Source organism: Tannerella forsythia (genome assembly GCF_001006485.1).
In the GTDB taxonomy this organism is placed as follows: Bacteria; Bacteroidota; Bacteroidia; order Bacteroidales; family Tannerellaceae; genus Tannerella; species Tannerella forsythia.
Genome location: NZ_JUET01000082.1, coordinates 28,078 through 42,068 on the forward strand (window position 1 = coordinate 28,078; position 13,991 = coordinate 42,068).

Annotated in this window: 13 protein-coding genes; 12 read left to right on the forward strand and 1 reads right to left on the reverse strand. The window is 47.3% G+C overall.

Annotated elements, in window-relative coordinates; all coding sequences use genetic code 11:
- The first annotated feature begins 5 nt into the window (after positions 1–5).
- The 7 genes from mreC (at position 6) to Tanf_RS08105 (ending at position 8,957) form a co-directional block, all read left to right on the forward strand.
- Positions 6–857 carry a rod shape-determining protein MreC gene (gene mreC, locus Tanf_RS08075; RefSeq protein WP_046825505.1) on the forward strand — a complete coding sequence of 284 codons (852 nt, stop codon included), beginning with the start codon at positions 6–8 and terminating at the stop codon, positions 855–857.
- The gene (gene mreD / locus Tanf_RS08080) at positions 850–1,368 is read left to right on the forward strand and encodes a rod shape-determining protein MreD (protein WP_014226417.1); all 519 of its coding nucleotides are present in this window, start codon (positions 850–852) and stop codon (positions 1,366–1,368) included. The genes mreC and mreD overlap by 8 nt, the downstream gene beginning before the upstream one ends.
- Positions 1,355–3,217, forward strand: a complete 1,863-nt coding sequence (gene mrdA, locus Tanf_RS08085; RefSeq protein WP_046825506.1) for a penicillin-binding protein 2 — start codon at positions 1,355–1,357, stop codon at positions 3,215–3,217. The genes mreD and mrdA overlap by 14 nt, the downstream gene beginning before the upstream one ends.
- On the forward strand, positions 3,207–4,652 hold the full coding sequence (rodA, locus tag Tanf_RS08090; RefSeq protein WP_014226419.1) for a rod shape-determining protein RodA: 1,446 nt from the start codon (positions 3,207–3,209) through the stop codon (positions 4,650–4,652). The genes mrdA and rodA overlap by 11 nt, the downstream gene beginning before the upstream one ends.
- Before the next feature lie 150 nt (positions 4,653–4,802).
- The gene (gene lysS, locus Tanf_RS08095; RefSeq protein ID WP_041591406.1) at positions 4,803–6,539 is read left to right on the forward strand and encodes a lysine--tRNA ligase; all 1,737 of its coding nucleotides are present in this window, start codon (positions 4,803–4,805) and stop codon (positions 6,537–6,539) included.
- 31 nt (positions 6,540–6,570) lie between these two features.
- Positions 6,571–7,569: an NAD(P)H-dependent glycerol-3-phosphate dehydrogenase gene (locus tag Tanf_RS08100; protein WP_014226421.1), complete on the forward strand. Its 999-nt coding sequence runs from the start codon at positions 6,571–6,573 to the stop codon at positions 7,567–7,569.
- 41 nt (positions 7,570–7,610) lie between these two features.
- Positions 7,611–8,957, forward strand: a complete 1,347-nt coding sequence (locus Tanf_RS08105) for a glucose-6-phosphate isomerase (protein WP_014226422.1) — start codon at positions 7,611–7,613, stop codon at positions 8,955–8,957.
- A 113-nt stretch (positions 8,958–9,070) separates the two neighbouring features.
- Here Tanf_RS08105 and Tanf_RS08110 read toward each other — a convergent pair whose 3' ends face one another.
- Positions 9,071–10,597, reverse strand: a complete 1,527-nt coding sequence (locus tag Tanf_RS08110) for a capsule assembly Wzi family protein (protein ID WP_236684415.1) — start codon at positions 10,595–10,597, stop codon at positions 9,071–9,073.
- A 115-nt stretch (positions 10,598–10,712) separates the two neighbouring features.
- Between Tanf_RS08110 and rpsF the strand changes: the two genes are divergently transcribed.
- The 5 genes from rpsF to Tanf_RS08135 all read left to right on the forward strand — a co-directional run bounded on the left by rpsF (position 10,713) and on the right by Tanf_RS08135 (position 13,977).
- Entirely contained in the window at positions 10,713–11,069 is a 357-nt protein-coding gene (gene rpsF / locus Tanf_RS08115; protein WP_014226424.1) for a 30S ribosomal protein S6, read from the forward strand.
- Between the two features lie 2 nt (positions 11,070–11,071).
- A complete protein-coding gene (rpsR, locus tag Tanf_RS08120) occupies positions 11,072–11,356 on the forward strand; it encodes a 30S ribosomal protein S18 (RefSeq protein WP_014226425.1) in 285 nt (94 codons plus the stop codon).
- A 20-nt stretch (positions 11,357–11,376) separates the two neighbouring features.
- Positions 11,377–11,823, forward strand: coding sequence for a 50S ribosomal protein L9 (gene rplI / locus Tanf_RS08125; protein ID WP_014226426.1), 447 nt, complete (start codon positions 11,377–11,379; stop codon positions 11,821–11,823).
- 105 nt (positions 11,824–11,928) lie between these two features.
- Positions 11,929–13,071, forward strand: a complete 1,143-nt coding sequence (locus Tanf_RS08130; protein WP_046825507.1) for an N-acetylmuramoyl-L-alanine amidase family protein — start codon at positions 11,929–11,931, stop codon at positions 13,069–13,071.
- Between the two features lie 21 nt (positions 13,072–13,092).
- Positions 13,093–13,977, forward strand: coding sequence for an MlaD family protein (locus Tanf_RS08135; protein WP_041590468.1), 885 nt, complete (start codon positions 13,093–13,095; stop codon positions 13,975–13,977).
- Positions 13,978–13,991: the final 14 nt, after the last annotated feature.

Genomic DNA, 13,991 nt, shown 5'->3' on the forward strand with positions numbered 1-13,991 from the left:
CGACTATGCATAAGTTGCTTGAATTCCTGATCGGAAAAAGGCATTGGATTTTATTCTTTCTACTCGAAATTGTTTCGTGCATGCTTTTGTATCACAACCATGCGTACCAACGAAACCTGATGCTCAGTTCATCGAGTACGATAGTCGGGCATATTCTGTCGATTTCCGGCTCAGCAAAGTCATACATGGGGCTGCGCGAAGAGAACAATGTCTTGTTCGAACAAAATGGTCAACTGGAGTTACAAGTCATGGAATTGCAACAGGAAATCGAGCGGCTCAGGGCACAGACACTCTCATACGACAGTTTGTTTACCGACTCGGATACGCTACCTTATCATTACATCACGGCCGAAATTGTCAACAATCGTATTGCCGGCTTATCGAATTATATCACGATCAACAAAGGATCGCGCCACGGAGTGAAGCCCGACATGGGGGTTGTTTCCACGCGGGGCATCGTCGGTGTCGTTTCGACGGTAAGCGAGCATTTTTCGGTCATCATTCCGTTGTTGAACCCCAAATTGAGAATCAGCAGCAGGCTTCAGCGTGGGAGTTTTTACGGTTCGCTCTCGTGGGACGGCCGCGACACACGCTATGCCTATCTCGAAGAATTACCGAGACATGCCGTATTCGAAGAAGGAGATACGGTGGTGACAAGCGGCTATTCGGCCGTATTCCCCCCCGGTGTCATCATCGGTACGGTAGCCGAGTTTGACGAAAAGCGCGATTATACGTTTTACTCGCTAAAGGTGAAGTTGGCGACTGACTTTATGACCTTGAAAGCTGTCAGAGTCATTCGGAACGATTATCAGCAGGAACGGCTCGAGGTGGAAAAGGAGGCACGGAAGAATGATTAAGAACCTGTTTAAAATATCGTTAAGTTTCATTTTCTTTGTGGCGCTGCAGGTATTGGTGCTAAACCATATTCATCTGTTCCACCTCGTCACGCCTTTCCTTTATCTCTATATCATTCTGAAAATCCCGCTGGACCTCACGCGCGTACAAATAATTTGGATTGCTTTCCTGACAGGGCTGACGATCGATATTTTTTCCAATACGCTGGGTATGCACGCTGCTGCCTGCACGTTGATCGGGATGGTACGTAATCCGCTACTCACGGCATTAATCGACCGTGACATCCACGAAAGTGCGACCCCCTCATACACAACCCTGGGGGTCATCCCTTTCATGAATTATACGCTTGGAATGGCACTCATCCATCACCTGACACTGTTCCTGATCGAATCTATTTCACTGTTCGACCCGCTTTTTCTATTGCTACGTATTTTCTCCAGTGTGGTCTTGACGACGTTGTGTATCTTCATGGTCGAAGCATTTAATTGGGGGGGGCGAGGTGGAACATCCTAAAACGAACCATGCATACGAAATCCGTCGGTATACTCTGATCGGGGCGGTTATTTTTGTGATTCTTGTCTATGTCGTTCGTTTGTTTCTCCTGCAGATTGTAGATGTGGAATACAAAGCTTCGGCCGATAACAATGCCTTCCTGAAAAAAACGCTTTACCCTGCACGAGGCGTGATTTACGATCGGAACGACAAGCTGCTCGTCTACAATCAGCCGGCATACGATGTGATGCTTATCATGCGTGAAATACAGCCGTTTGACACGCTTGATTTCTGCCGTACGGTAGGCATTACGAAAGAGATCTTCGACAAGCGGATTGCCGACATCAAGAACCGTTCGCTCAACCCCGGATATTCATCGTACGTCCCGCAGGTCTTCATGAACCAGCTTTCGACGAACGAATACGGTATCTTACAGGAGAAACTCTACAAGTTTCCGGGTTTTTACATTCAGAACCGCACCGTCAGGGAGTACACTTACCCCAATGCCGCCTTGCTATTGGGCAACATCGGTGAGGTGAACCGTCGTGATATTCGGGCCGACGACTATTACGTGCAAGGCGACTATGCGGGTCGTGCCGGTGTCGAACGTTCGTACGAGAAAGTGCTGCGGGGCGAGAAAGGTGTGGAGATTCTGCTGCGCGATGCTCACGGACGCATCAAAGGACGTTATGAAGAGGGGTTGCACGATAGGGCTCCCATTTCGGGAAAGAACCTGAAACTGGCGATCGACATCGAATTGCAAATCTATGCAGAACAATTGCTACAAAACAAACTCGGAAGTATCGTCATGATCGAACCGTCCACGGGCGAAGTGCTATGCATGGCCACATCGCCGAGTTACGACCCGAACCTGTTGGTCGGGCGGCAACGGGGCAAAAACCATCTATTACTGGAAAATGATCCGCTGAAACCACTCTTCGACCGTTCCATCATGGGAACGTATCCGCCCGGATCCACCTTCAAACCAACGCAGGGGCTGACATTCCTGCAGGAGGGCGTCATCACGCCGGAACGGATGTACAGTTGCGCACACGGATACACGTTCCGAGGCGGGAAACCGGCTTGCCACGGGCACGGGTCGCCTCTGGCATTAGTGCCGGCCATCGCCACCTCATGCAACTCGTATTTCTGCTGGGGGCTACACGACATGTTAGACAATCGCAAACGCTACCCAAGCGTGCAGGATGCATTTGAGAAATGGAAGGAGCACATGGTTTCAATGGGCTTCGGCTATCAGCTCGGTATTGATCTGCCGAGCGAACAGCGCGGCTACATCCCCAACAGTAAGGTATATGACAAGTACTACAAAGGGCACTGGAACTCAAGTACGATCATCTCCATCGCCATCGGCCAGGGAGAAATCCTTGCCACCCCGTTGCAGATATGCAACTTTGCCTCGACGATTGCCAACCGGGGGTACTATATCGTGCCGCATGTGGTAAAGGAGGTTGAGGATACCGCGTTAGATTCGATCTATACGCACAGAAAACGGACGTCGGTAGATACGAAACATTATAAGGTGATCGCTCAAGGCATGCGCGCCGCCGTATTGGGCGGTACATGCCGCGGGTTGAACATGAAAGACGTGGAAGTATGCGGTAAAACGGGGACAGCCCAGAATCCACACGGCAAAGACCACTCGGCCTGCATGGCGTTTGCGCCTTACGACCATCCGAAGGTGGCGATTGTGGCGTACGTTGAGAACGGAGGCTTCGGAGCTACAATTGCCGTACCGATGGTGCGGTTGATGCTCGAACGATATTTCTACGGTGAGGTAACCCCTGAAAGCCAACGGATGTATGAAGACCGAATTTTAAACGCTGTTATTTTACCGAGCCATGTACTATAGAAGAATAAGCGTATGGAAATCGGTAGACTGGCTGACGATCGGGCTCTATATTTTGATGATCGTTGCCGGATGGTTCAGTATCTGCGGAGCGAGTTATGAATATAATTCGGCAGGTTTGTTCGACCCGGCCGGACGTCCCGGCTCACAGCTTATCTGGATGGGGACGGCGCTGGCGGTGATCTTCGTCATTTTGATGCTCGATAAAGATTTTTTCGAGACGTTCTCGTATCCGATCTACGGAGCCGTCTTTTTACTTTTGGTCGCCACGATTTTTTTAGCGCCCGACATCAAAGGTTCGCGCTCGTGGTTAGTGTTCGGACCGTTGCGTATTCAACCGGCCGAATTTGCCAAGTTCGCCACGGCGCTGGCCGTAGCCAAGCTGATGAACTCGTATAATTTCAACCTTTTCACATTCCGCAATTTCTCACTTGTCCTGCTGCTTATTCTGGCGCCGATGGCCTGTGTCGTGATGCAGAAAGAGACAGGTACGGCACTCGTCTTTCTGGCCTTCGGGTTGATGCTCTACCGCGAAGGCATGTCGGGTTATATCTTGCTGGCCAGTGTCTGTGCAGTGACATTTTTTGTTATTGTCATGAAATATAATGACATGATGCTGGGCATAACCCCCGTAGGCGAGTTGATTGTTGCAAGCCTGACGCTCATCATCACCCTTTTTCTGGTGTTGTATCTGTGCCGCGACAGACTGGCGGTACGCATCATGCTCTACGTATTGGGTGCAGCATTGGCCGGCGGACTGCTGATATCGTTCTACCTGCCCGTCAATTTTGTATGGATCATTGTCGGAGTTATTGGTCTTACCGTGCTGATGCTGATTTTTCTTTCACTCAAAAACCTGGCATGGTCTTACGCACTGATCGCGCTGTTTGCCGTAGCATCGATCGGTTTTATGCTCTCGGTCGATTACGTATTCAACGATATGCTTGAGCCTCATCAGCAACAACGCATCCGGGTATCGCTCGGATTAGAAGACGATCCGGGCGGGGCGGGATACAACGTGAACCAGTCGAAGATTGCCATCGGCTCGGGTGGTCTGCTGGGTAAAGGGTTCCTGAACGGAACGCAGACAAAGCTGAAATACGTGCCGGAACAAGATACCGATTTTATCTTTTGTACGGTAGGCGAAGAGTTCGGGTTTGTCGGTTCGTTCTGTGTTTTATTTCTTTTTGGGGCGATGATCATCCGGCTGGTAAGCTTGGCCGAACGACAAGACACAAGGTTCGGCCGTGTCTACGGTTATTGCGTTGCTTCCATATTTTTCTTCCATTTAGTCATTAACATCGGCATGGTACTCGGACTGACACCCGTCATCGGTATCCCGCTACCGTTCTTCAGTTACGGGGGGTCGTCGCTTTGGGGGTTCACCATATTGCTCTTTATCTTCCTGCGCATCGATGCCACACGACGCGAAGGATAAACCCTCCCCCTCCATTCATCCGACGCTTCCGACAGTACATGGAGATAGAATCAGATGGCATGTTTTTCGGAAGTCAAAAATAAGGAAATCCGTGAGCTATCCGAATATTTTTTGTATTTTTGCACGATTATTACCATTTTTGACCAAGTAATGAACGTATTAGATTTAAGCGAACAGGAAATCGTCCGGCGCGGCAGTCTCGAACAGTTACGCAAGATGAACATTGACCCGTACCCGGCTGCCGCATATCCGGTCAACGGATATGCCGAAGAAATAAAGGCGAACTTCAACGACGATGCCCAACCGCGGCAGGTAACGATTGCCGGACGTATCATGAGCCGTCGTATCATGGGCAAAGCATCTTTTATGGAATTGCAGGATTCGACCGGACGCATTCAAGTATATATCACCCGCGAGGATCTCTGTCCGGACGAAAATAACACGGAACAATACAATACCGTGTTCAAAAAGCTGCTCGACATCGGCGATTTTGTCGGTATCAAAGGATTCGTCTTTCGTACGCAGATGGGTGAAATATCCGTTCATGCACAAGAACTGACGGTACTCTCGAAGTCGTTACGTCCGTTACCTATAGTCAAAGAAAAAGACGGTGTGGTCTACGACGGTTTCAATGATCCGGAGTTGCGTTACCGGCAGCGCTATGTCGACCTGATTGTCAATAACGACGTGAAAAATATTTTCTTCAAGCGCAACCAAATCTACACTTCGATGCGTGAATATTTCAATGCCAGAGGCTACATAGAGGTGGAGACGCCGATTCTGCAATCTATTCCGGGAGGAGCGGCGGCGCGTCCGTTCATCACACATCACAATGCCCTCGACATCAATCTGTATCTTCGCATTGCCAACGAGTTATACTTGAAGCGTCTGATTGTCGGTGGCTTTGAGGGCGTTTACGAGTTTTCGAAAAACTTCCGTAATGAAGGCATGGACCGTACGCATAATCCCGAATTTACCTGCATGGAGATTTATGTAGCGTACAAAGACTATCATTGGATGATGGAGTTTACCGAACAGATGCTTGAAAAGATTTGCCTCGACGTGAACGGCACGAAGGAAATAACGGTTGGCGATAAGACCATTCGTTTTAAAGCTCCGTTCAGACGCGTGACCATGATTGAGGCCATCCATGAACATACGGGGATCGACATTACGGGAATGAATGAAGCGCAGTTGCGCGAAATGTGTAAACAACTCAACATCGAGATCGATGAGACGATGGGTAAAGGTAAACTGATCGACGAAATCTTCGGCGAAAAGTGTGAAGGGAACTATATCCAACCCACGTTTATCACCGACTATCCGATCGAGATGTCGCCCCTCTGCAAACGTCACCGGAACAATCCCGACTTAACCGAACGTTTCGAGCTTATCGTTAACGGGAAGGAACTTTGTAACGCATATTCGGAGTTGAACGACCCGATCGACCAGCTGGAGCGTTTTCAGGAACAGTTGCGCCTGAGTGAAAAAGGAGATGATGAAGCCATGTTTATCGATATGGACTTTGTACGTGCGCTCGAATACGGCATGCCTCCGACGAGTGGCATGGGAATTGGTATCGACCGGCTGGTGATGTTGATGACCGGGCAGACGACGATTCAGGAAGTGCTGTTCTTCCCCCAAATGCGTCCGGAGAAGACCGTGAAGAAAGACGCGCCCGAAAAATATGCTCTGCTAGGAATACCGGCCGAATGGGTGCCGGCCATACAGAAAGCAGGCTTTGTAACGGTCGAGATGCTGGATGGTGCCAACCCGCAATTGTTGAGACAATTGCTTTTCGAGTTGAACAAGAAATACCATCTCGGTCTGGAACTACCTGCGTTACAAACGGTCGAAGCATGGATTCAATCTGTTACGGGGCATTAAAAACGAATCATCAATAACCCATTTCTACGACATGAAAGATATTTTCGGAAAAGTGGCGATTATGGGAGGCGGAAGCTGGGCTACGGCGTTGGCTAAAATCGTGCTGTCTACTCAGCCGAATATTCACTGGTATATGCGTCGTCCGCAAGCGATCGAAGATTTCAAGCGGATGAAGCATAATCCCGGTTACTTGTCGGCCGTATCGTTCGATACCGATCGCATCGATTTTTATTCGGACATTAATGCAGCCGTCAAAGATTCCGACATCCTGATTTTTGCCACCCCCTCTCCTTTTCTCAAGCAGCATCTGCAAAAACTGGAAACGCCGATACGGAACAAAATGATCATTTCCGCCATCAAAGGCATTGTACCGGACGAGAACATGCTGATTACAGACTATCTTGCACAGTGTTATCAGGTCCCGCTGGAAAATCTTGCGATCATCGCAGGGCCGTGCCATGCCGAAGAGATCGCGCTTGAACGGCTTTCGTACATTACGTTGGCATGCAGAGACCTGCCAAAGGCTGAAGACCTTGCCCGAATATTTCACAACAACTATCTGAAAACGTCGTGTTGTCAAGATGTAAAAGGGATTGAATACGCCTCTGTGCTGAAGAATGTGTATGCGATCGTGGCGGGTATCTGCCATGGAATGAAGTACGGCGACAATTTTCAGGCCGTTCTGGTGTCAAATGCCATCAAAGAGATGCAACGCTTTCTCGATTCGGCACATATCCTGCCGCGTGACATTACACAATCGGCCTATCTCGGAGACCTGTTAGTAACCGCCTATTCGCGCTACAGCCGCAACCGTACGTTCGGAACAATGATCGGGAAGGGCTATTCGGTCAAAACGGCACAACTGGAAATGGAGATGATTGCCGAAGGATATTACGGTGCCAAGTGCATTCACGAGATTAATGAGAAATATCGGGTCGATATGCCCATCCTGAACGCATTGTACGATATTCTTTACGAACGGAAATCGCCGATGACGATCATTCGCCAACTGGCAGAAACTTTCACATAAAAACGGAACGTTGAAAACCAATATATAACAGAAACAGAAAGATGAAAACAATAACATTAGACATTGATAAAGTACTTGGTGCAGTGACTCGCAAACAAATCGACGCACTTGCCCCGAAAGTGACCCAAAGCATGGAGATGCTGCACAAAGGCACAGGACCGGGAAACGATTTTCTCGGTTGGTTGAACCTCCCCTCATCGATCACCGATGAGGAGCTGAAAGACATTGAAAAGACGGCGTCTCAACTGCGCAAATGCAAGGCTGTCGTTGTGATCGGTATCGGTGGCAGTTACCTCGGTACAAGAGCTGTCGTCGAGGCGCTAAACAACAGTTTCGATGGGCTGCAAACGTCGAAACGCAAAAACCCGGTGTTGCTTTACGCCGGAAACAATATCGGTGAAGATTATCTTTTTGAGTTGTGCGCTACGTTGGATGGTAAAAAGTTCGGCATCATCAACATCTCCAAATCGGGGACAACAACCGAGCCGGCCATCGCTTTCCGCATCCTGAAGAAACAGCTCGAAACAAACATCGGTGTCGAAGAAGCCCGGAAATACATCGTGGCCGTCACTGACCGTTCGCGGGGGGCGTTACGCACACTGGCCGACAAGGAAGGATACAAGACGTTCGTAATCCCAGACGATGTGGGCGGACGCTACTCGGTACTTACCCCGGTAGGCTTGCTTCCGATCGCTGTGGCAGGTATCGATATCCGCACCCTCGTACAAGGAGCTGTCGATATGGAAAAAGCTACCGATGTGAAAAAGCTGTTCGACCAGAATATCGCAGCCATTTATGCCGTAACGCGCAATGCCCTTTATGACAAAGGTAAAAAAATCGAGATTTTAGCGAATTTTCATCCAAAGCTACACTACATCGGTGAATGGTGGAAACAGCTTTACGGCGAAAGTGAAGGAAAAGATCACAAAGGTATCTTCCCCGCATCGGTCGATCTGACTACCGACCTGCACTCAATGGGACAATGGATACAGGAAGGTGAGCGTACCATCTTTGAAACGGTGATCTCAATCGCTAAGCCCGATCATAAAATGACTATTCCGAGCGATAAAGCCGATTTGGACGGACTGAATTACTTGGCCGGGAAACGCATCGACGAGGTCAACAAAATGGCTGAGTTGGGTACCCAACTGGCACACGTAGACGGTGGCGTGCCTAACATTAAAATCACCTTGCCCGAACTGAATGCCTACTACATCGGACAGTTGTTCTATTTCTTCGAAAAAGCATGTGGAATCAGTGGCTACTTATTGGGTGTCAATCCATTCGACCAACCCGGTGTAGAGGCCTACAAAAAAAACATGTTCGCTCTGCTCGACAAGCCCGGCTACGAAAAAGAAAGTAAAGCGATACGCAAAAAACTCAAATAAACTCTACTTCGGGGAGGCAAAAAGACCAAGAGTGATGATGTTGGGTAGCCCCCCCGAGGACGAGTCCTTCCGCCCCCCCCCCCCCTTTTTTCTTTAGATTGAGAAAAGGGGGCTTAAAAACGTAGTACCCCTTGTTTTATTACAGAGAAGCTTAGTCCCCAATGATTTCCAAGCAACGAACCGCGGTCTATTCCGGCAGCTACTCCAAATTCCCAGTCAGGCAGTTCGCGCTCCTCTTTCCCGCTGCGTGAACGATACGTATAACGCCAGTCGGTCACTATCGAAAAAAGGGTAAGGTTACGCAAAGTCGGTGCATACGGTGTTCCAAAGCTCTCGACCGAAGAGGCTTTTACCCGGTAAGTCACATCCCTGCAAACTTGGCCCGAGATGCCCAGATGCCATGCACGTACCCGGTTATGACGGAAACCAAGCAGTCCGTTTTTATTATATTCCGGCGAAATCAGAAACGGAGAGCCAAGCGAACGGTTAAAATACGAAGCGCCTGTCGTATATTCGCCGTTATTGTAGTAATTATCTGCTCCGCCTCCGTAGCCCGGATACTTATCATGGTCAAACTCGATAAAATGAAGCGGGCCGCTCTGATCCATGGTAGAGAGATGCTCCACAACCACCTTATTTAGCCATCGCAGACGAGGCAGACGGAGTTCAATCCCTCTCAGTCCATCCCACGTGTTGTACCACTCCATACCTGATCGGTCATCGAAAAAATGCTGGTAATATCCGAAAACCGACCAGTCTCCGGCCTCGTATCCGAGACGAAAATCGTAGGAACCGTAATGGTTCCCCAAGACATTGATCCGGTCTGAAATGCTCGCATCACTCCCCCCCGACGTACCCGCCACAATACGCAGGAAATCTTTCAGTGATTGGGGTTGTTTGCCCAACCGGGGATGAGTGGATGCTCCTCCCCATTGCGCAAAATGACGTGCGCCGAATATCAGCGAAACGGGAAAATCTCCCTGCAAATCTTTTATTTGTAGATAAATCGACTTGTGATGCCACAATACATTCCGCACGTATGTTTGCTTTGCTGCTCGGAACGACTCCAAATAGTCCGTATCAAACGAACGCCCGACGGCAAAATTTCCTTTCGCCTGCAACCACCCCGAGGTGCCGGGAATGTTCAGGAAACGGGGTGCATACAGATTGATCTCCGGAATAGGACGAGCATTTGACGAAAGCACCAGATCGCCACTGCTCAACTGCCGGTCTCCAAGCGACTGATTATATCCGTCGTTTCTTCCTTCACGACTTCCTATACTCAAATGAAACCGGTCTTTATATGATAGCTCCGCATAAAGTTCTTGCAGATAAACATTTCGATAACGCGACGTTGAGGCGATCCATTGCATTCCCGCATCCCAGCGGAAGTTTCTCCCTATTTGTTGCCGGTGATAGACAGCGGTACAAAGGTAACCGTTATTAGCCTTCAAAGGCACTTTCCCGTATCGCCCATTTACAATCCCAAAAGGCGTAAGGCCATTCGAAGCCACCGATCCGAATGTTCCGATATAATATAATGTACGAGGAGGTAAGGAATCCGGTTGTTCGGCATATCCCTCCCAATAGAAAACCGTACCAACAGCAGCTAAAAGATAGCGAAAAAATCGTACCATCATCCCGTATTACATGATAAACCGCCGCAAAGCTACGAAAAAAAACTTCATCGGGAAAAGTTGGATATATCAAGAAAATGACTACCTTTGCACCGCAAATTTTAAAACAGTAACATTTATGAACAATTACGAAACCGTTTTCATTTTAACTCCCGTTTTATCTGACGCACAGATGAAGGAAGCGGTAGACAAAATCAAAGCAGTGCTCTCTGCCGAGAATGCAGAGATTGTGAATGAAGAAGATTGGGGCTTGCGTAAACTGGCTTATCCGATCGAGAAAAAGACAACCGGCTTTTATTGGCTCATCGAGTTTAAGGCGAATCCGGAAACGATTACGACATTGGAAACACAATTCCGCCGCGACGAGCGCGTAATCCGCTTCCTGACTTTCCGTCAAGATAAATATGCGGCCGAATATGCTGCGAAGAGAAGAGGTTTGAAGAAAGCATCGAAAGAAACAGAAAAGGAAAATTAATCATGACAACAGCAAATACAAACAGCAATCAGACGGAAATCAGATACCTGACCCCGATGTCGTCGGATGTGAAGAAGAAAAAATATTGCCGTTTTAAAAAGAGCGGAATCAAGTATATCGATTATAAGGATCCTGAATTTCTGAAGAAATTTCTGAACGAACAGGGTAAGATTCTTCCGCGCCGTATCACCGGAACTTCATTAAAGTTTCAGCGTCGTGTGGCACAGGCCGTGAAGAGAGCGCGCCATTTGGCATTGCTTCCCTACGTAACCGATTTGATGAAATAATTTTAAGGAGGAGACAGAATATGCAAGTTATTTTGAAAGATGATGTAGTAAACTTAGGCTACAAAGACGATATCGTAAACGTGAAAGACGGTTACGGACGTAACTTTCTAATCCCGCAAGGTAAAGCAGTGATTGCTTCGGAGTCGGCACGTAAAGTGTTGGCTGAAAACCTGAAACAACGTGCCCACAAATTGGCTAAGATCAAAGAAGATGCACAGGCACTGGCTGCGAAACTCGAAGGCGTTTCGTTGACGATTGGCGCAAAAACAAGTTCGACCGGTACGATTTTCGGCTCGGTAACGAATATTCAGATTGCTGAAGAATTGGCTAAGAAAGGATTCGAAATAGATCGTAAGACAATCCTTATCAAGGATTCGGTAAAAGAAGTCGGCTCATATCGTGCCATACTGAAACTCCACAAGGAAGTTTCGGTCGAAATTCCGTTCGAAGTTATTTCGGAAGCCTGATATTCCGATTTGCCATAAATGTTAAAAAGGCCTCTATTGAGGCCTTTTTTTATATCTATTCGGAAATTATTATATTTGCTGCATGATTCGTAAAAGATATATACGATGAACAGATTACGGTTTCTTTTCGTCATATCGGCAATCTGTGTATTGCGCGGGATAGCTCAGCCTCTTTTAGCTAAAGGAGATACTTTTATCGTAGTAATCGATGCCGGTCATGGCGGGAAAGACCCCGGAGCCAAAGGGGTAAAGACGAATGAAAAGACAATCAACCTTGCCGTTGCCCTCAAGTTAGGGAAAATGATTGCCGCCGGACATGATGACGTGCAGGTAATTTACACCCGTAAAACAGATAAGTTCGTGGAATTGAGCGAACGCGCCAATATCGCCAACCGAAATAAGGCCGATCTGTTTATCTCTATTCATACCAATTCGTTAAAGAAAAAAAATGCTTCGGTAAAAGGGGGAGAAACGTATACCCTCGGTCTGGCAAAGACGCAAGAAAATTTAGAAGTTGCCATGCTGGAAAACTCTGTTATTCTGTTAGAAGAGAATTATAAACAGCGTTATGAAGGCTTCGATCCGAATTCTTCGGAATCCTATATTATCTTCGAGTTTATGCAAAATAAGCATATGGAACAAAGTGTTTCGTTTGCCTCAGAGATTCAAAAAGAATTCGTGGCAGCCCGGCGTGTAAATCGTGGAGTTCGGCAGGCCGGATTTCTTGTGTTGAAAGCTACAAGCATGCCCAGCGTACTTATCGAGTTGGGATTTATTTCCAACCATGAAGAAGAGCGTTACATGCACTCGGTCGAAGGACAAAACAAATTGGCTAAAGCGATATATAATGCCTTTTCGCGTTATAAGCGAGATTATGTTCGTAAGCAGGGAGGAATCACGAATACTCAGATAATCGGCAAGGCCGAAAATACGTTGCAGTCTCAGAAAAAGGAGCAGCAAAACGCAAAGGAAACGGCGAAAAATAGGCCTCGTTCTGAAACAAACGAAAAGAGTCGTGGAACAATCGTTTACAAAGTACAGATTCTGACTTCCGACAAACGGTTACCGGCGCACTCTCCCAAACTGAAGGGTTACAAAACAAGCTTCTATCAGGAAGGTAAAATCTACAAATACACGTACGGAGAATCATCGGACTTCAAAGAAATTCAAAAGATCCAGCGAAAAATATCCAAAGATTTCCCGGAAGCCTTCATTATCCGGATGAAGGACGGAAAACGTTTAAAATAAACTTATAAAACTGCAAAAACAATGAAGATGAAATTTAGCAAAGAGGCAACAATCGGTGTTGTATCCATTATCAGCCTCGTATTGTTATATATTGGCGTGAATTATCTGAAAGGGATAAACCTCTTTCGCCCGGCCAATCATTATTACGTAGCTTGCTCGAATGTTAAAGACGTAACCATATCGAGCCCTGTTTTTGTTGAAGGCTTTAAAGTCGGACTCGTACGAAGTATCTCTTATGACTATTCAACAACCGGAAAAATTCTTGTCGAGATCAGTCTGGAAGAAAGCATGCGCATCAACAAAGGCAGTTATATCTCTTTGGAAAAAACGCTTCTGAGTGGAGGTGAATTGCATATTCACTTAAACAAATACGTGGATGAATACTTGAAGTCCGGTGATACGATTGAAGGACGGTCTCCCGAAGATATGATGGCCTCGGTACAAGAAAAGATGTTACCGCAGATCATCGATCTGCTCCCCAAGTTAGATTCAATCTTGTACAGCTTGCAGATATTGGTAAGTCATCCGGCACTCTCGCAGTCGTTAGATCATATCGAGAAAACAACGGCAAGCCTCGAAATTTCGTCGCGGCGATTAAACCAGTTACTCGGTAATGATGTGCCGGTTATTGCCTCAAACTTAAAAACAACAACCGATAATTTTGCCGCCTTGAGTGAGGAGATGAAAAATCTGAATTTAAAAGGCAGTATCCAGTCGTTGAATTTAACGATCGATAATTTGGGACAAACGACCATGAAATTAAATGCAAAAGACAACTCACTGGGACTTTTACTTAATGACACACTGCTGTATAACAATCTGAATGAGACGGTCGTAAACGCATCCAATCTGCTTATCGACTTGAAACAGAACCCAAAACGGTATGTTCGCTTTTCATTGTTTTGATCCCTTAAAAGAAA

Excerpts from the sequence above, each read along its gene's own strand:
- mreC (WP_046825505.1), top strand. The coding sequence starts at position 6 with ATGCATAAGTTGCTTGAATTCCTGATCGGAAAAAGGCATTGGATTTTA.
- mreD (WP_014226417.1), top strand. The coding sequence starts at position 850 with ATGATTAAGAACCTGTTTAAAATATCGTTAAGTTTCATTTTCTTTGTG.
- rodA (WP_014226419.1), top strand. The coding sequence starts at position 3,207 with ATGTACTATAGAAGAATAAGCGTATGGAAATCGGTAGACTGGCTGACG.
- lysS (WP_041591406.1), top strand. The coding sequence starts at position 4,803 with ATGAACGTATTAGATTTAAGCGAACAGGAAATCGTCCGGCGCGGCAGT.
- Tanf_RS08100 (WP_014226421.1), top strand. The coding sequence starts at position 6,571 with ATGAAAGATATTTTCGGAAAAGTGGCGATTATGGGAGGCGGAAGCTGG.
- Tanf_RS08105 (WP_014226422.1), top strand. The coding sequence starts at position 7,611 with ATGAAAACAATAACATTAGACATTGATAAAGTACTTGGTGCAGTGACT.
- Tanf_RS08110 (WP_236684415.1), bottom strand. The coding sequence starts at position 10,597 with ATGATGGTACGATTTTTTCGCTATCTTTTAGCTGCTGTTGGTACGGTT.
- rpsF (WP_014226424.1), top strand. The coding sequence starts at position 10,713 with ATGAACAATTACGAAACCGTTTTCATTTTAACTCCCGTTTTATCTGAC.
- rpsR (WP_014226425.1), top strand. The coding sequence starts at position 11,072 with ATGACAACAGCAAATACAAACAGCAATCAGACGGAAATCAGATACCTG.
- rplI (WP_014226426.1), top strand. The coding sequence starts at position 11,377 with ATGCAAGTTATTTTGAAAGATGATGTAGTAAACTTAGGCTACAAAGAC.
- Tanf_RS08130 (WP_046825507.1), top strand. The coding sequence starts at position 11,929 with ATGAACAGATTACGGTTTCTTTTCGTCATATCGGCAATCTGTGTATTG.
- Tanf_RS08135 (WP_041590468.1), top strand. The coding sequence starts at position 13,093 with ATGAAGATGAAATTTAGCAAAGAGGCAACAATCGGTGTTGTATCCATT.